This is a genomic window from Anaerorhabdus sp. (assembly GCF_036641015.1).
Lineage (GTDB): Bacteria > Bacillota_I > Bacilli_A > Erysipelotrichales > Erysipelotrichaceae > Anaerorhabdus.
In genome coordinates, this window is the sequence record NZ_JAVWFO010000021.1 from 12,956 (window position 1) to 29,977 (window position 17,022).

Sequence of the window (17,022 nt, forward strand, 5' to 3'; positions counted from 1 at the left end):
ATCTTTTAAAACAAGTCATTTTAAAAATCGGTCATAAAAATTTATAATTAATCATAAAAAAAAGATGTATTAAACATCATTTTTTTAAATGGTGGGGATAATGGGACTTGAACCCATACGATGTTGCCATCACCGGATTTTAAGTCCGATGCGTCTGCCTATTCCGCCATATCCCCGATTTAGTTTTGTTGGAGGTTCCTGCCGGACTCGAACCGGCGATCACAGAGTTGCAGTCTATTGCCTTACCAACTTGGCTAAGGAACCGTTTCTTTTCCGTGCTTTATTATTATATAGTACACCCTATCAAATTGCAACCATAAAATGATTTTTTTTCACATCATTTATAAGCAAATTAAAAGCGAACAATAGTTGCTCGCTTTTAGTCAGTATTTATTGGTTTTTAACTTTAATCCATAAGTCTGCTAATATCTTTTTCATAGCTTCATTATGTTTGAAATATTCATCGTTTGAATTGTCAGTACGTGGAAGATATGCAACGTTTCCATCGAATTCTCCGCCTTCTGCTATCATTTCATCTAATACATTTTTATTTGAACTTGCATATCCTACTGTTGCTGAATTATCATATGATGCATCATCTGTAAGAACGTAGTTAATAAATTCGTGTGCTAGTGCAGGACATTTAGCATTTGCAGGAATTACCATTGCATCAACCCAAAGGTTTGTTCCAGATTCTGGCATGTAATAATCCATTTCTTCATTTTCAGATAAGATATAAGCAGCATCACCACTATAAACAACTGCTAAGTCTTTTTCTCCATTTACCATACTATCGATTACTTCATCAGTAACATATGCTGGATTAACATTCTTATCAAGTTCTAATAACCATTCATACGCTTCATTAATTTCATCCATGTTTTCAGTATTCATAGAATAACCTAATGCTTTTAATGCAATCATGAAACTATCTCTTTCTGAATCATACATATACACTTGATCAGCATACTTAGTATTTTTTAATACATTAAATCCTTCAGTTTCAACATCCTTAGGATCTACGTTATTTTTATTATAAACAATTCCTACACTTCCCCAGAAATAAGGAACTGAATATGTGTTATCTGCATCAAATGCAGTGCCCATAATTCCATCATATAAGTTTTCTTTGTTTGTTATTTTTGTCCAATCAATTGGTTGAAGTAATTTTTCTTCAATTAATCTTTCAATCATATAATCAGATGGCACTAAAATATCATATTCATTTCCACCCAATAATTTTGTGTACATAACTTCATTCGAATCAAATAATGAATAGTTTACTTTAACATTATATTGACTTTCAAAATCTTGAATAACATTTTCACCAACGTATTCACCCCAGTTATAAACATTTAACACGTCACATCCATATGCCGCAATAGGATCTACATCACTTTTCTTTTGACCACAGCCAACAAGTGACAAAGCTAATAAACTACATACTACTGTTACTAAAATCTTCTTCATTTACATTTCCCTTTTTCTTTCTATCTCTAATAAGTGGTACTACATTAACTAGTATTAATACAATTGTAATTACAAATACAATAATAGATGACAATGCATTTATACTTGGATTGATACGTTTATACATTGTATAAACATATATTGAAATATTATTTACACCAGGACCTGTTGTAAAGAATGAAATAATGAAATCATCAAACGACATTGTAAAGGCTATTAGTGCACCTGAAACAATACCTGGCGTAATTTGAGGAATAATAACTTTGAATAGTGCTTGCCAAGGAGTACATCCTAAATCAAGCGCTGCTTCTGCAAGATTATTATCCAATTGCCTTAGCTTAGGCATGATACTTAATATTACATACGGGATACAAAACGCTATATGTGCTATCAATAGTGTTGTAAATCCTGTTTTAATTTGTAGCGATGTAAAGAATAACATTAAACCAATTGCTGTAACGATTTCAGGATTAAGCATTGGTAAGTTATTTATTTGCATAACTGTTTCTTTTAAGATTCTTTTTGATTTACTTAATCCAATTGCCGTTATTGTTCCAACAATTGTTGAAATGATTGTCGCAAGAACCGCAATAATAACGGTATACCAAATTGCTTCCATCATGGTACGATTATTAAACATTTTTTCATACCATTGCAATGAAAACCCAGTAAAATTAGTTAAGCTCTTTGAATCATTAAACGAAAAGATAACTACATATAAAATTGGTAAATAGAAGAACGCTAATATAAGTGCTATATATAATCTAGATGGTAAGTTTTTAATCTTTTTCATTAGTCACTCACCTCAGTATTTTCATAATCTAATTTCTTCGTAACAAACATTGAAATTAAGATAATTACAGCCATGATTAACGATATAGCAGAACCAAAGTTCCAATCTCCAGTTGAAACAAAATAGTTTTCAATTAAATTACCTACTAATACGAAGTCTCCTCCACCCAATAGTTTTGGAATGAAGAAACTTGATACAGCTGGTAAGAAAACAAGCGTAATTCCCGAAATAACACCAGGTATTGATAATGGTAATATAACTCTTTTAAATGTTTCAAAGCGATTAGCTCCTAGGTCATTTGCCGCCGCAATTAAGCTTGGATCCATTTTCAATAACGATGTATATATTTGAAGTATCATGAATGGTAAGAAGTTATATACCATACCAATATATACTTTAACTTCACCAGAAATAGGTGCATCAAGTAAGATACCACGCCAAGCATAAGTTCTTACAAGCATATTAATCCACATTGGAAGTGTAATTAATAAAACCATCATATTTCTTTTATTTACATTTAACTTAGACATAAAAAACGCTGCTGGATATCCAAGTAAAATACAAATTAGTGTTGTAATAACCGCAAGTTTTAATGATCTCCATAATACATTAGGAAATATTCCATCACTAAAGAATCGCGCAAAGTTATCTAAAGTAAATTGTAGTGTTAATACACCATTACCTTCTTTAGTAAATGCATATAAAACGATTAATAACATTGGAACTACAATAAATATTGCAGCCCAAGCAACATAAGGATAAACAAGGCGAGAAAAACTTTTCATTGGTTAAAAACCAATCTTACTCATGACATGGATATCTTCAGGTTCAATTGATAATCCAACTTTCATGCCTTCTTCTCTAAAATCTGTTGTGTGAATTTTAAATTCTCTTCCCTTAGTTGCGAATGTGATTTCGTAATCACCTTCTGTTATGTTTTCATCATCAAAATCATATTTAACATCATAAATCTCAACAACACTATCATCTTCCAATGACCATGCAGTGGCATTTGCCCAACGCTTTAAGTCAGTATCAAGAGCAATACTTTCTTTTATTTCATCTACTGTCTTATAGAAATCAAAAGCTTGTACTGCTTCCTCGTTATTTGCATCTTCTGTAAATATAGGTTCAATTACAGTGATATTAATTGTAACACTTGTACCATTACTTGTTTCAAATGTGCATGGATATACACCTTTTTCTTCTTTAATATCATATGTTACTTTACTTATAGATAAGTCTTCATTGTCAAAATCCCATGCTTGCGCATTAGCTCGAGCAATTACATCAGAGGTAGTCAATTCTTTTACATCTTCTAAATCCATGTAGAAATTACTTGCACTGATTTTTTCTTTTTCTTCTTCATTTACAATATCTTTATTTCCTAAGACATGCATTGTAACTTTTTTAGATGTACCCGAAGCCGTTTCAACAATAATTTCATAGTGAACGCCTTTAAATAATACCGATTTTACTTCGCCATTTAATACACCTTTATTACGTGCCACAATATCGATATCTTCAGGACGAATCATAATATCTACTGGTTCATTCTCTTTAAATCCGTGATCGACACATTTATAGTCCTTTTCATCAAAGTTAACTAAATAATCATCTTTCATTACACCATCTATGATATTTGATTCTCCAATAAACTTAGCAACATATTCATCAACTGGTTCATTATAAATTTCAATTGGTGTACCAATTTGAAGAATTTCACCATCTTTCATTACTACAATTTTATCACTCATAGTTAATGCTTCTTCTTGATCATGAGTAACAAATATAAATGTAATACCTACTTCTTGTTGAATCTTTTTTAATTCATGTTGCATTTCTTTACGTAGTTTTAAATCTAATGCCCCTAGTGGTTCATCAAGCAACAATACATCTGGCTCGTTTACTAAAGCTCTAGCAATCGCAACACGTTGTTGTTGTCCACCTGATAAAAGAGTTACATTTCGTTTTTCATATCCTTCAAGTCCAACTAAACTCAACATACGATTAACTTTTTGTTCAATAACATCTTTTGATTGTTTCTTTATTTTTAAACCGAATGCAATATTGTCATAAACATTTAAATGAGGGAATAATGCATATTTTTGAAACACAGTATTTAGATTACGTTTATAGGCAGGAACCTTACTAATTTCTTCACCATCAAATATTACTTCACCTGAAGTTTGTTCAAGGAATCCACCCAGAATACGTAGTAATGTTGTTTTACCACATCCTGATGGTCCAAGTAGTGTAACAAATTCGTTTTCATAGATATCTAAATTGATTCCTTTAAGTACAATTTGATTATCAAATGATTTAACGATGTTTTTAAATTGTATTAATTTTTTCATAGGTCCCCTCTCCTCTAAAATATTGGTGGTGTGCAAATCCACAATACTTTCGCACTTTGTGTTGAATCATTCTTTAAGTAATGCTGTTCATTTCCCTTGATATAAAATGTTTCACCTTTTTTAATCAATATCCCCTTTTTACCTTCACCTTTATAAAGTCGAATTCGTCCAGATAGTACATATCCAAATTCTTCCCCTTCATGTGGTAATATTTGTTGGCTTTCACCATTTTCAAATAATTCCAGCAAAATTGGTTCCATCTCATTTTTTTGGGCATTGGGAACTATCCAGTTCACAATACTACCATCTCGTTCATCAACGAAATAATCATCAATCCCAAATACAATCTTCTCATTTTTTTCTTCTTGGAAGAATTTAGCTAAAGATGTTCCCAAAGCTTCGGCAATATCTTCTAGGGTTTGAATTGATGGCGATGTCAGATTTCGTTCTAATTGCGATAAAAAACCTTTAGTTAATTCACAACGACTAGCAAGTTCCTCTAGAGTTAGATTGTTCTTCGTTCGTAACTGTTTTATCCTGTGTCCGATATCCATAAAATCGCCTCCTTTTGTTTAGTATTACTAAACAATTTATTTTCATTTAATAAACCAAGTATTATTATACAAAAACTCATCAAAATTGCAATACATTTTATAAACTTTTTGTTTAGTAAGTATAAACTTTTGTACTAACTAACCCTCATCACAATATCAATAGAACAAAATTTCTTAGAAATAACCAATTATAAAAGGTCGATTACAACCGACCTTTCGTTATTATTTATCTTTTCGTACTGATTTTTCTTTCCAAACGACCATTCCAAACAAACAAATACCTACAAGTGACACAATAAACCCTGCCTTAAATCCTTGCGGTGTAAAATAACACTGTATTTCATTGTATCCTGGTTCTAATCCAAAACCTAAAGTTCCACCTTGTACATCATAAGTTTTAACATTATTGCCATTTACACTAACCTTCCATCCTTTGTCATAAGGAATTGGAACAACCATGAAGCCACTATTGTCTAAAGTAATGCCACCCTGTAATGAATTCGCTGACTTATTTACCCAATCAAATCCTTTTAAATTTTCACTTTTTGCAAGATTTGAAATCTCTACTAATTGCTCATCGTTTACTATCAATGTATCTAGGATTACACTTGAATCCCCTTTATAATCTGCTTCACTTATTACATTTGTATATACTCTAGCAAAATTACTGTAGTTTAAGTTTTCGTAGACTTCTAAATAATTAAAATCGCCTACTTTTTTAAAATTATTATGCGGTAAATCTGATTCTCCTGTTACAATCGCATACTTTGTACCAAAATAATCAATAAGATTTGGATTTTCAATTTGGAATGCCCATGGTAAATACGTACTAATCTTACTGATATCATTCATTTGTATAATCGATGGGCTATATGTTGAATCATACGCCATTAATCCCATAATATTATATTTTAGATTTAAGTTTGTCGCATAGTCCCAATAAACACTTGAAACAGGTATGTACAATCTATACAAACTAGAACTATTATCAGAATCTAGCTCTAATAAATAGTTATTCAATTCATCTTTACCTAACAATACATTCTCAACACCAGTAATAGTTGTCTTATCAAATTGACGATAATATGAATTACCAAATAAACTCATAAATGCTACAAAAGTAATTTCTATTAACGTAAATATCATTAGTTCTGTAAACTTGACTCCTTTATTTAAAATAATATAAGCAATTGTAATAAAGAGTACATTAACTAGAATTAAAATATATTCTTTTATAAATCCATCATTATGCAGGAATACATAATTAAGAACCAACGGAGCCACCACAAGCAGTACTACCATAACTATATAAGAAATACGTAAAACTTTTTTATTTATCAATTCATGATCTTCAATATATGGGATTGCCATAACAATTGTCATAAATACAATTAGCTGACCCCATCTAAATGCCGGTTCACTAAATCCATGCATGAGTGAATTCATAAACGGAATCATCAACATAGCAAGTAAACCTAATAAGAGATTTCTCTTTACTTTATCCTTTGAAAACAAGTTTTGAAAGAATAAGAATGCATTGATACTACCTGTCCAAATATATAATGCTAGAACGGTATCATTTGCTGTTATATAGTTGAAAATCGAATTAAAATCAAACCCTCTATTCATTAACATCGATGTAGGAGTAAAGAATCCTAGTAGAATATCAAAGTAAGGTTGTATCGAGTCATAAACTAGAAAAGCAGAACTTTTTCCTACTCGTACATTATTTAAGATACTTATAGCTTGTGGCAATAATGCAAAGCCCGCGATAAATATTGCAATAAAATAAGCACCAATTAGTGGAAATACTGACTTAAATAAACCTTTACTATTTTTATTAATTTCTATATATCGATAAATATAGTAAATCACCGTAAAACAAGATAATGAATAGAATGAATAATAGTTTGTAATCGCAAGAAATGTGGTAATAAGAATAAACCCTATTTTTTTCTTCGATTTAAAATAAACTTCAATTGATGCAAAGTAAAGTGGAATAAATGCATAAAACGCTAGAAAAAATGGATCTTTTATAGCCTCCAATGCCCACGAAGATAAAGCAAAACATACACCACCATAAACTAAAGACTTATTATTAAATTTTCTTGTTTTTCCATATATGTAGAATGAAAATGCCGCAATTAGCATCTTTGCCATTGTTTGAAGAATTATTATATTACTATATGATAATCCTCTTGCAAAAAACACCGATAGATAATCAAAAATATTATGATAATAAAATATTTTACTACCCCAAAAATTATTACCAAGAAATGACGACCACGAATAAAATGGTAAACTCTTAAACTCTAATGAATCTCTCATCATAGTTTTTAAATTTTCATAGAAATAGGCATATTGTGTACGCATATCCCAGCCAATAACAAAAGGTTTACCAGTAATGATGTATGGCAAAATACAAATTAGCATTATGACAAACACAATTCCTAATAACCAATATAGAGTTTTATGATTACTTAATTTATTTTTCATAGTCATCCCCTCGATAATTATTGTATCAAATCTTTTAAAAAATATCTCTAATTCAAAATAAAAGAGCAAATTTTGCCCTTCTATTTAATCAAATTCAATAATGTTTCTAATGCTGGTTTTGGTTGGAAGCCAACAACATTCTTTACTACTTGACCATCTTTAAATACAAATAATGCAGGAATCGACATAACGCTATAGCGTTGTGCTAATTCTCCCAAGCTATCAACATCCACTTTAACAAATTCAATTGTATCGTAACTCTTACTAAACTCTTCAAGAACAGGTGTAATCATTTTGCATGGTCCACACCATTCTGCAAAGAAATCAACTAAAACTGGTTTATTGCTGGCAATTAGTTCATCAAATTCAGCAACTGTTTCAATTATTCTCATATTTTTACCTATTAAAGTTTGCTAGCTGCTGCTTTATCAACGATTACGATTACATTATCATGATTTTGTAAAGCACTTGCTGGACAGTCTTCAGAGATAGGTCCTTTAATCATTCCATAAATTGCATCAGCTTTATTTTCACCTGTCGCAACCATAAGAATCTTTTTAGATTTTAAAATAGTAGAAATACCCATTGTAATTGCTTGTGTAGGTACATCATCAATGCTACCAAAGAAACGTGCATTGTCTTGACGTGTTTTTTCCTTTAATTCAACAATATGAGTTAATGTATCAAATGATGTTCCAGGTTCATTAAATCCAATATGTCCATTTGCACCAATTCCAAGTAATTGGATATCAATATTGTATTCTTTCATTGCTTCTTCGTATTTAACACATTCTGCAGGTACATCTGTACTATCACCTACTGGAATATGAATGTTTGATTCAGGAATATCAAGACCATCAAATAAATTTTCATGCATAAATGTGTAATAAGTTTGATCATGATCTTTAGGTAAACCAATATATTCATCTAAGTTGAATGTAACTACATTCTTATAAGAAGTACCATTAGCTTTATGATCTGCTTGCATTTTCTTATATAATCCGATTGGAGTTGAACCAGTTGCTAAACCAAGAACTGGTTTATCATTTCCTACTACTTCTTCTTTCATTACCTTAAAAGCTTCACTACTTGCTTCATCATAATTATCTACAACGATTATTTTAAACATATTTTCTTTCTCCTTTTATATTCCTATTATTTATATCACGTTTTTTAGTAAATTTCTATACCATACGCCGTTTCATAGTGATGATGAGGTGCTAAATTGATAGTTCCTTCTCTTTTTTCAAAAGGAATATCCATTTCTGTAAAATCACCATGTCCATGCCAAGGTTCAATACACATGAATGGTGCATTTGGTTTAGTCCAAAATGCTAACCAACGATATCCAACGATATCAACAATAACACCATGCGTACCATTAGTTAGTCTCACACTTGAAGATACTGGATTCTCAAAGCATATTGTTGGGTTATCATCAAACATTTTATATTCGCAATTAATAGTTTTAGTGTTTTCTAAGCCTAATGGCCCATAAATTCCTTTTAAATTTTCGTTGTTTGAAAATTCTAAACGATAGTCTTCAAATGAATCATTAGTATCAATTGGACAGTTAAATGCTGGATGTAATCCAAAACTAAATGGCATCGTAATATCCGAATGATTTTCAATTTGATATCTTATTGTAACCTTATAATCACAAAGTGTATAAATAACACGTAGTTTAAACTCAAATGGATAATTCTTTAAAGTTTCATCATTTGATGTAGTTACCATTGTAATTGTATTATCAGTTACCGATTCCACATCAAAATGAGCACCTCTAACAATTCCATGATTACCCATATGATATTGTTTGCCATTGATATTTTGAATTTTGTTATAGGTATTACTTACCATTGGAAATAGAATTGGATTTCTTCCTGCCCAATGTTCAGCATGTCCTTGCCACATATATTCAAGTCCTGTTTCTTTGCTTTTAAAACTTGTAATTTCTGCTCCTAGATTAGCGACTTCTAGTATCGCTAAATGATTTTCTATTCTTACCATGTTGGTTTCTCCTATTGTCGTAATGTTTAACATTTGATATTGGTGGAATTAGGCATTTCTTACTATTTCCTACTAAATCTAAACGATTGGCTTTTTTTAGTGCTTCATACACTAAATCATAATTTTTAGGATATGAATATTGCATCAATGCTCGTTGTAATAGTTTCTCATGTGGATCCTTTTCAACATAAATTGGTTTATCTGTCAAAGGATCAATTCCAGTGTAATACATACATGTACTTAATGTTGATGGTGTAGGATAAAAGTCTTGCACCTGTTGAGGAGTATGATGAATTCTTTTTAAATAACACGCTAATTCAACCGCATCATGCAAATCACATCCAGGATGACTGCTCATTAAATATGGTACTAAAAATTGATTCTTATTTGCTTCTTCATTTAAACGTTCATATTTTTTGGTAAAGCTATCATACAATTCAAAGTTACATTTACCCATAATATCTAATACTTTATTCGATACATGCTCAGGCGCAACTTTTAATTGACCACTAATGTGATGTTCAATTAATTCCTTAAAGAATGTATCATCTTTATCATGCATTAAATAATCATAACGAATACCTGATCTAACAAATACTTTCTTAATTTTCGGTAAACTTCGACACGCTCTTAGTATTTCAAGATAATCCGAGTGGTCTACCTTTAGATTAGGACATGGTTTTGGATGCAAACACTCACGATGCTTACATGTACCTACCTTCAATTGTTTATCACAAGAAGGATGGTAGAAGTTAGCGGTAGGCCCTCCTACATCATGGATATACCCTTTGAAATCATCATACTCAGTAATACGTTTAACTTCTTTTACAATAGAATCCTTTGATCTACTTTGAATTATTCTACCTTGGTGTGCTGTTAATGCACAAAAACTACAACTTCCAAAACACCCTCGATTACTTATAACACTAAATTTTACTTCTTCAATCGCTGGAATATATTTATAACGAGGATGAAATTTACGCATATAAGGCAAACTATATGAATAATCCATTTCATCTGTTGTTAGTGGCAATGATGGCGGATTTTGAACAACATAACAATTTTTATATGGTTCTACTAATGTAGTAGCATTTAAAGCATCATGGTTTTCATGTTGCATCTTAAAACTTCTAGCATACATTCTTTTATTAGTTTTAATTTCCTCAAATGTTGGTAGTATTTCATGTTCAAAAAGTGTGTCTATATTATTAGTTTGATAAACAGAGCCTTTAATATATGTTATATCCTTGATATTTAAACCACCATCAAGTGCTTCCGCAAGCTCGATAATACTATTTTCACCCATACCATATAAAACCATATCTGCCATTGCATCCAACAATATACTTGGTCTTACTTTATCATCCCAATAATCATAATGGGCAAGTCGACGCAATGATGCTTCTATACCACCAAGGATAATAGCGGAATCAGGAAATAGTGAACGAACTTTTTTACTATATACAATTGTCGCTCTATCAGGTCTTTTACCCATAACCCCTTCATCAGTATAACTATCTTTATCTCTTCTACGTTTACTCACAGAATAGTGATTAACCATTGAATCAATATTTCCAGAACTAATTAGAAATCCTAAACGCGGTTCACCGAATTGTAAGAATTCATCATTCTTTTTCCAATCAGGTTGTGCTAAAAAGACTACTTTATAGCCATGTGCTTCTAACATTCTTGTAATGATTGCTGCTCCAAAAGAAGGATGATCGACATATGCGTCTCCACAAATATAGATAAAATCAGGCTGTTCCCAACCTCTTTCTAGCATTTCTTCTCTGTTAATAGGTAAAAATCCCATTTATATCACCTCTTCAATTATACCAAACATTCTAAAATGTAACTAGGTTACGTGTTATCTTATTCGAACGTAGTATCGTACTTATTATTTGTCCAATAATAAATATTAATATTGGAATCCATATTGTAAAACTAACTGCATTATAATCAAAGAATTCTCTAAGAATACCTAATAAATATAAATGCATAGCATAAACACCAAATGTATTTACACTTATATATTCAATTGTTTTAGACACTTTAACATTTTTAATTTTAATATTAAAGAAGAATGTAAAGATTAAAATATTCCATATCATGACAAAGAAATTATCATAGAAAAATTCTGCATACGTTGTACCATAATAGTTTAAACCCATATATATTTGATATGCTATTATTACTATTGAAAACAATATTAATATAATAAAATGCTTCCACGTTTTAATTTTATTTTGAATTTTACTTCTTATTTCTGGTTTACCAAGAAACCCTCCAATAAAGAAATATGCAAAGTGATTCCACAATCTAAAAGTTTGGGTAACTGATGATTGAATCAATGGTCGTCCTAACTTAACAAATAATACATTTATAATATCCATACCAAAACACAATACAAAACATGTTCCAACCATAATTAAAGCCCATTTTCGATTTTGAAATATTTTGTGTAAAATTGGTAAAAATAAGTGAATCAGTATCAATGCTCCAATAAACCAAAATTGCCAAACTGGTCCTTTTTGTAATAATGATTGAAATGTACTCTCTATTGGATTAATCCATGTCTTATTAGTGATATAATATAAACAACTAAATATTGCACACCATGCAAAGACGATTCCTAACATCTTTAATGACTTTTGAAATTGTCTTTTAAACGTAATCTTGTTTTTATTTAATAATAAGTATCCATTTGTCATAAAAAGCAGTGGTATTGCACATCCGCTTAAATAATAAACTACTTGTTCAGCAAAAGTAGTTGGAATATCTACTATATGTAAGCAAATAACCGCAAAACTCGCAACAATTTTAATTAAATCGATTGCAACTTCCCTTTTATGCATTTTTATTCTCCTTTTTTAAAGATACCTACAACAATAACCGTTTTATTACTTTTTTTCAAGTTTTTTAAATATCCCAAAATTCACCCAAAATTATATGATATAATACTAAGGCTGTATTTTTAGACTAAGAAAGGAGACTGTATGGCGAGAAAAAGAATTAAATCAACTGTAAAATTAAAAACAAAACAGACTTTTCTAGTATCTGTTACTGTTATTATATCTATACTTATCACAAGCTATATAGCTGCTTTAATTATATTAAGAGGACCATCAACCACTTTAAGTAATCTAATTACTAGTACAATGATGGAAACTCGTAGAGGTAAAGCTTTAGCTCATTTATTCTTCTCTAGCAATGAAATAGAGACAATCTTACAAAAAAACACCTTAGTTAAAACGGATAAAGTAACCGATTATACCGAAGATGAATTTGTTATTCCAGAAGATGAAAAAGACAATATTGAAATAATTGATATTAATGGTTCAACTTATAAAGGAAAACTTATGATTATAAGAGATCCTTCAAGAATTCAATTAGGTGTTAACTTATTAATGGAAACTGAAAGTCAAAAAGGATTCTTAGTTGAAGAATTTGTGGCAAGTGAAAACGCTATTGCTGGTATTAATGCTGGAGGTTTTGATGATCCAGGAGGAAAAGGCGATGGCAGTATCCCTTATGGTATTGTTATAAAAGATGGTGAACTTATTAGTGGAAAATTAACTGATTATAACTCAATTATTGGATTTAACGATAAAAACCGATTAGTAGTAGGAAATATGACAGCTGAGCAAGCTTTATCATATAATATCGTAGATGCCGTAACCTTCGGTCCTATTTTAATCGTAAATTATGAACCAGTAGCAATTACTGGTACAGGTGGAGGTCTAAATCCACGTACAATTATTGGTCAAAGAGAAGATGGTTCTGTTTTACTACTTGCTATTGATGGTAGACAAACAACTTCATTAGGTGCAACCTACAGTGACTGTATTGAAATCATGATGGAATATGGCGCTATGAATGCCGCTAACTTAGATGGTGGTTCTAGTACTGTTATGGTTTATGATGGACAAATTATAAATAACGTTGTTTCAATGAATGGAGATCGTCGAGTACCTACGGCGTGGATAGTGAAGTAATATGAAAAAGAAACCAAATTCGAAAATTGAACTTAGCTTCTATAAGCATATATTCCGCTTATTTCTTGTTTTCTTAGCTATTGGGTCTTTCTTTCTCGGTCTACTTTGGGTAGGTCTTGATTATTATGAGAGCGTTACTCCTAATGGTGCGTTAGTACATTATACCCAATTAGTAAAAGATGGTAAATTTGAAGAAATCTATGAGGAATCAACAAAAGTTTACTTACAATATAACGAAAAAGATGAATACATTAATTATTTAGAGAAATTTTATAGCAATGTGGATATGAGTAAAGCTGCATTTACCAAAACCTCTTATTCAACATCTGAATATCAATATTATGAAATGTCAGTTGATGGTGAAACCATCGCTACATTAGAACTTAAAAAAGATCCAAAGAAAAACAAATGGAATGTAAGAACACTTACAGATGCGCGTAGTTTCACCATTGAAACTGATTTACCTGATATAGAAATGAGTATCAACAATTATCCAATTGAAAAAGATCGTATTAGACAAGAAAATGTTGCTGCACACGCCTTTAACAATTTAGATAATATTGAATTATCACCATTGATTAATCAATATTATATTGATAATCTAGTTGGCGTACCTACAATTACTACCGCGAATTCAAATTATGTGGTTGTAAAGAACGCAACAGAAGATATATTCTATGCAGGTACAAAACCTAGTGATTCAGAAATGGTAGAATATAAACAATTAATCGAGAATGTTGCTGAAACATATTGTATGTATATCACTGAAGATGTAACATTTGCGACATTACGTAAATTACTTTACACAAAGACAAGCTTCTATGATGCTATTCGTTCGTTCGACAATTCATTCTTTTCAACTCATGATAGAATTGAATTTGGTGATATGAATGTATTCGATGTTGTAGAAATTGGTGATGATGGTTTAATTGCATCAGTATCATTTGATTACATTGTCTATATTGGTGATCGCTCACAAACATATAGCAATACATATCAAATGTCGTTTCTAAATATAAATGAAAACTGGTTACTTACTAACTTAGTTATCGCGGAGTCAAATTAAAAGGGCATAGCCCTTTTTTATTTGAATAAATCTGTAGATAAATACCTTTCTCCAGTGTCAGGTAATAATACTACAATATTTTTTCCTTTATTTTCTTTTAATTTTGCATAATGTATTGCCACAGATAATGCTGCACCGCTTGATAAACCTACAAGAATACCTTCTTTTTTACCAAGTAATCGCGCTGATTCAATTGAATTTTGCAATGTTGCGGTTTCTATTTTATCTACAACTGATGGATCATAATTAATTGGAACAAAATTAGCTCCTATTCCTTGAATCTTATGAGGACCTGCTATACCTTCTGTTAATAATGGTGAATCCTTTGGTTCAACACCAATAATTTGAGTATCCAAACTATTCATTTTTAGTATCTTACCTACTCCACTAATTGTCCCACCTGTTCCAATACATGCGACAAACATATCTACATCATTTTTCAAATCCCTTAATATTTCTATTCCTGTAGTTTGCATATGTGCACTAGGATTTGTTGGATTTTCGAATTGTGATGGAATGAACGAATTCGGCATGTTTGCTGCTAATTCGTGCGCTTTATCAATTGAACCCTTCATACCTAACGAACCTTCCGTTAAAACAAGTTCTGCACCATATTGTTCAATTAATTTTCTTCTTTCAATACTCATTGTTTCAGGCATTACAAGAATGCAACGCATGCCTAAAGCAGCAGCTACCATTGCTAGACCTATTCCGGTATTTCCACTAGTTGGTTCTATAATAGTAGCATCTTTTTCAATGTCTCCTTCTTTAATAGCTTCATTAATCATATTATATGCAACACGATCTTTAACACTTCCTCCTGGATTAAAAAATTCAACCTTTGCATATAAGTTTGCTTCAAGACTCAATTCTTCAATCAAATTATTCAATTTGACTAATGGTGTTTCACCAATTGTTTCTAATATATTATCTACTTTCATTTTATATACTCCTTTAAAATATTATAGCACTCAATAATTAATATGGTTGAAATATGCACCATAGTTTTATATGATATATCTCTAAGGAGAATTTACCCTATGTTTAATGACTTAAGGAAACAAATACAACACATAAAGAAAAGCGATCCTGCATCTAGGAATGCTTTTGAAATAATCTTATTATACCCAAGTGTTCATGCGATTGCTTGGCATCGACTATCAAATTTGTTATATAAAGCCCACCTTTATTTTCTTGCTAGAATGTTCTCTCAACTCGCAAGATTTTTAACAGGTATTGAAATACATCCAGGAGCCACCATTGGTCATGGGTTATTCATTGATCATGGTATGGGAGTAGTTATTGGAGAAACAACTGTCATCGGTGATAATGTCCAATTATTCCACGGTGTTACCTTAGGGGGTACAGGAAATGAACATGCCAAACGTCATCCAACTATTGAGGATAATGTAGTAATAGGTACTGGTGCAAAGGTTTTAGGTAATATTACTATTGGTGAAAATTCTAAAATAGGAGCAAATGCTGTCGTATTAAAAGATATTCCACCAAATTCCACTGCTGTTGGAATCCCAGCTAAAATCATATAAAAAGTGTATCGCTTTGATACACTTTTAGTTTGTTTTTATGCCATATCCCCAAATATTATTATCATTTGTATAAATAGTTTCACATTTATAGTCATTTATTGTTTCTTTTTCTATTTCTTCATCACCTATAGCTACACATCGATTATATCCATCACTATCTTGAAATAGCATTGTATATTCATCGAGATTAGATACCACTATATCGCATGGTTGATTTGGATCTATAGCTCCTTTTGTATCACAAGTTGAATCAATACTTATGTTTGTATTTGGTGTACTTGTTGCTTGCTCACCTTCCGGTTTTACAATAATAGTAAATGGTTCTTCACTTTTATTACCGCTTGTATCTCTAGCAACATATTTCAAATAATACTCACCTACTTTATTAAAGTTAACATAACCAGATACTTCAACATTACATGCAAAATCAATATCATCATAGGCATATGCCGTCTCATAGTTTATAGGATTTCCAACAGTAGTTTCAAAAACGTAATTCTTAACATTTATCCATGGAGCACTAGTATCTTTCATTTCTTCTGCATTATTAGTTGGTGTAGCACTACACCCAGATATTAACAGTATGCAGAAAAGACATAATTTTAATAGTTTCATATTCATCAACCTTTCCATTCTATTATAGCAAAGATGCATACAAAAAAGAATCAAACTCTTTTTTAATAGCTTCCACGTGTAAAACACGTGGTTCTGACTTAACCCTATAAGGGCTATTA

The 17,022-nt window shown here is 30.9% G+C and carries 16 protein-coding genes and 2 tRNA genes; 3 read left to right on the top strand and 15 right to left on the bottom strand.

Translation table 11 applies throughout. The annotated features are described in order from the left end of the window. Nucleotides 1–89 precede the first annotated feature (89 nt). The 13 genes from RR430_RS04635 to RR430_RS04695 all read right to left on the bottom strand — a co-directional run bounded on the left by RR430_RS04635 (nucleotide 90) and on the right by RR430_RS04695 (nucleotide 12,535). Nucleotides 90–176 (bottom strand) — tRNA-Leu (locus RR430_RS04635). A 13-nt stretch (nucleotides 177–189) separates the two neighbouring features. Beyond that, a tRNA-Cys gene (locus RR430_RS04640) sits at nucleotides 190–264 on the bottom strand. A gap of 126 nt (nucleotides 265–390) precedes the next feature. Beyond that, nucleotides 391–1,470 carry an ABC transporter substrate-binding protein gene (locus RR430_RS04645; RefSeq protein WP_332487833.1) on the bottom strand — a complete coding sequence of 360 codons (1,080 nt, stop codon included), beginning with the start codon at nucleotides 1,468–1,470 and terminating at the stop codon, nucleotides 391–393. After that, nucleotides 1,439–2,263 (bottom strand): ABC transporter permease, encoded by an 825-nt coding sequence (locus tag RR430_RS04650; protein WP_332487831.1) that lies wholly within the window; start codon nucleotides 2,261–2,263, stop codon nucleotides 1,439–1,441. Before RR430_RS04650 ends, RR430_RS04645 begins: the two co-directional genes overlap by 32 nt. Then, complete coding sequence (locus tag RR430_RS04655) at nucleotides 2,263–3,048, bottom strand: ABC transporter permease (protein WP_332487829.1); 786 nt, start codon at nucleotides 3,046–3,048, stop codon at nucleotides 2,263–2,265. The genes RR430_RS04650 and RR430_RS04655 overlap by 1 nt, the downstream gene beginning before the upstream one ends. Before the next feature lie 3 nt (nucleotides 3,049–3,051). Continuing rightward, a complete protein-coding gene (locus RR430_RS04660; protein WP_332487827.1) occupies nucleotides 3,052–4,620 on the bottom strand; it encodes an ABC transporter ATP-binding protein in 1,569 nt (522 codons plus the stop codon). Between the two features lie 14 nt (nucleotides 4,621–4,634). Continuing rightward, nucleotides 4,635–5,174, bottom strand: coding sequence for a helix-turn-helix domain-containing protein (locus RR430_RS04665; RefSeq protein ID WP_332487825.1), 540 nt, complete (start codon nucleotides 5,172–5,174; stop codon nucleotides 4,635–4,637). Nucleotides 5,175–5,396: 222 nt separating this feature from the next. Next, nucleotides 5,397–7,670 (bottom strand): YfhO family protein, encoded by a 2,274-nt coding sequence (locus RR430_RS04670; RefSeq protein WP_332487823.1) that lies wholly within the window; start codon nucleotides 7,668–7,670, stop codon nucleotides 5,397–5,399. Nucleotides 7,671–7,750: 80 nt separating this feature from the next. Further along, nucleotides 7,751–8,062 carry a thioredoxin gene (trxA, locus tag RR430_RS04675; protein WP_332487821.1) on the bottom strand — a complete coding sequence of 104 codons (312 nt, stop codon included), beginning with the start codon at nucleotides 8,060–8,062 and terminating at the stop codon, nucleotides 7,751–7,753. An 11-nt stretch (nucleotides 8,063–8,073) separates the two neighbouring features. After that, nucleotides 8,074–8,799 carry a glucosamine-6-phosphate deaminase gene (gene nagB, locus RR430_RS04680; RefSeq protein WP_332487819.1) on the bottom strand — a complete coding sequence of 242 codons (726 nt, stop codon included), beginning with the start codon at nucleotides 8,797–8,799 and terminating at the stop codon, nucleotides 8,074–8,076. 44 nt (nucleotides 8,800–8,843) lie between these two features. Continuing rightward, a complete protein-coding gene (locus tag RR430_RS04685) occupies nucleotides 8,844–9,680 on the bottom strand; it encodes an aldose 1-epimerase family protein (protein WP_332487817.1) in 837 nt (278 codons plus the stop codon). Continuing rightward, nucleotides 9,637–11,493, bottom strand: coding sequence for a YgiQ family radical SAM protein (locus RR430_RS04690; RefSeq protein ID WP_332508721.1), 1,857 nt, complete (start codon nucleotides 11,491–11,493; stop codon nucleotides 9,637–9,639). The genes RR430_RS04685 and RR430_RS04690 overlap by 44 nt, the downstream gene beginning before the upstream one ends. Before the next feature lie 31 nt (nucleotides 11,494–11,524). After that, the gene (locus RR430_RS04695) at nucleotides 11,525–12,535 is read right to left on the bottom strand and encodes an acyltransferase (protein WP_332487813.1); all 1,011 of its coding nucleotides are present in this window, start codon (nucleotides 12,533–12,535) and stop codon (nucleotides 11,525–11,527) included. 141 nt (nucleotides 12,536–12,676) lie between these two features. Here RR430_RS04695 and RR430_RS04700 point away from each other — a divergent pair, with 141 nt between their 5' ends. Both RR430_RS04700 and RR430_RS04705 read left to right on the top strand, forming a co-directional pair. Further along, nucleotides 12,677–13,675: a phosphodiester glycosidase family protein gene (locus tag RR430_RS04700; RefSeq protein WP_332487811.1), complete on the top strand. Its 999-nt coding sequence runs from the start codon at nucleotides 12,677–12,679 to the stop codon at nucleotides 13,673–13,675. A gap of 1 nt (nucleotide 13,676) precedes the next feature. Further along, nucleotides 13,677–14,741 carry a hypothetical protein gene (locus tag RR430_RS04705; protein WP_332487809.1) on the top strand — a complete coding sequence of 355 codons (1,065 nt, stop codon included), beginning with the start codon at nucleotides 13,677–13,679 and terminating at the stop codon, nucleotides 14,739–14,741. A gap of 17 nt (nucleotides 14,742–14,758) precedes the next feature. On the opposite strand, the gene cysK is transcribed toward RR430_RS04705, so the two are convergent. Further along, nucleotides 14,759–15,682 (bottom strand): cysteine synthase A, encoded by a 924-nt coding sequence (gene cysK, locus RR430_RS04710; protein ID WP_332487807.1) that lies wholly within the window; start codon nucleotides 15,680–15,682, stop codon nucleotides 14,759–14,761. Between the two features lie 99 nt (nucleotides 15,683–15,781). Here cysK and epsC point away from each other — a divergent pair, with 99 nt between their 5' ends. Continuing rightward, on the top strand, nucleotides 15,782–16,288 hold the full coding sequence (epsC, locus tag RR430_RS04715; RefSeq protein WP_332487806.1) for a serine O-acetyltransferase EpsC: 507 nt from the start codon (nucleotides 15,782–15,784) through the stop codon (nucleotides 16,286–16,288). Between the two features lie 24 nt (nucleotides 16,289–16,312). On the opposite strand, the gene RR430_RS04720 is transcribed toward epsC, so the two are convergent. Then, complete coding sequence (locus RR430_RS04720) at nucleotides 16,313–16,903, bottom strand: immunoglobulin-like domain-containing protein (protein ID WP_332487804.1); 591 nt, start codon at nucleotides 16,901–16,903, stop codon at nucleotides 16,313–16,315. Nucleotides 16,904–17,022 lie beyond the last annotated feature (119 nt).

Coding starts and splice junctions, on each gene's coding strand:
- RR430_RS04645 (WP_332487833.1), bottom strand. CDS start 1,470: ATGAAGAAGATTTTAGTAACAGTAGTATGTAGTTTATTAGCTTTGTCA.
- RR430_RS04650 (WP_332487831.1), bottom strand. CDS start 2,263: ATGAAAAAGATTAAAAACTTACCATCTAGATTATATATAGCACTTATA.
- RR430_RS04655 (WP_332487829.1), bottom strand. CDS start 3,048: ATGAAAAGTTTTTCTCGCCTTGTTTATCCTTATGTTGCTTGGGCTGCA.
- RR430_RS04660 (WP_332487827.1), bottom strand. CDS start 4,620: ATGAAAAAATTAATACAATTTAAAAACATCGTTAAATCATTTGATAAT.
- RR430_RS04665 (WP_332487825.1), bottom strand. CDS start 5,174: ATGGATATCGGACACAGGATAAAACAGTTACGAACGAAGAACAATCTA.
- RR430_RS04670 (WP_332487823.1), bottom strand. CDS start 7,670: ATGAAAAATAAATTAAGTAATCATAAAACTCTATATTGGTTATTAGGA.
- trxA (WP_332487821.1), bottom strand. CDS start 8,062: ATGAGAATAATTGAAACAGTTGCTGAATTTGATGAACTAATTGCCAGC.
- nagB (WP_332487819.1), bottom strand. CDS start 8,799: ATGTTTAAAATAATCGTTGTAGATAATTATGATGAAGCAAGTAGTGAA.
- RR430_RS04685 (WP_332487817.1), bottom strand. CDS start 9,680: ATGGTAAGAATAGAAAATCATTTAGCGATACTAGAAGTCGCTAATCTA.
- RR430_RS04690 (WP_332508721.1), bottom strand. CDS start 11,493: ATGGGATTTTTACCTATTAACAGAGAAGAAATGCTAGAAAGAGGTTGG.
- RR430_RS04695 (WP_332487813.1), bottom strand. CDS start 12,535: ATGCATAAAAGGGAAGTTGCAATCGATTTAATTAAAATTGTTGCGAGT.
- RR430_RS04700 (WP_332487811.1), top strand. CDS start 12,677: ATGGCGAGAAAAAGAATTAAATCAACTGTAAAATTAAAAACAAAACAG.
- RR430_RS04705 (WP_332487809.1), top strand. CDS start 13,677: ATGAAAAAGAAACCAAATTCGAAAATTGAACTTAGCTTCTATAAGCAT.
- cysK (WP_332487807.1), bottom strand. CDS start 15,682: ATGAAAGTAGATAATATATTAGAAACAATTGGTGAAACACCATTAGTC.
- epsC (WP_332487806.1), top strand. CDS start 15,782: ATGTTTAATGACTTAAGGAAACAAATACAACACATAAAGAAAAGCGAT.
- RR430_RS04720 (WP_332487804.1), bottom strand. CDS start 16,903: ATGAAACTATTAAAATTATGTCTTTTCTGCATACTGTTAATATCTGGG.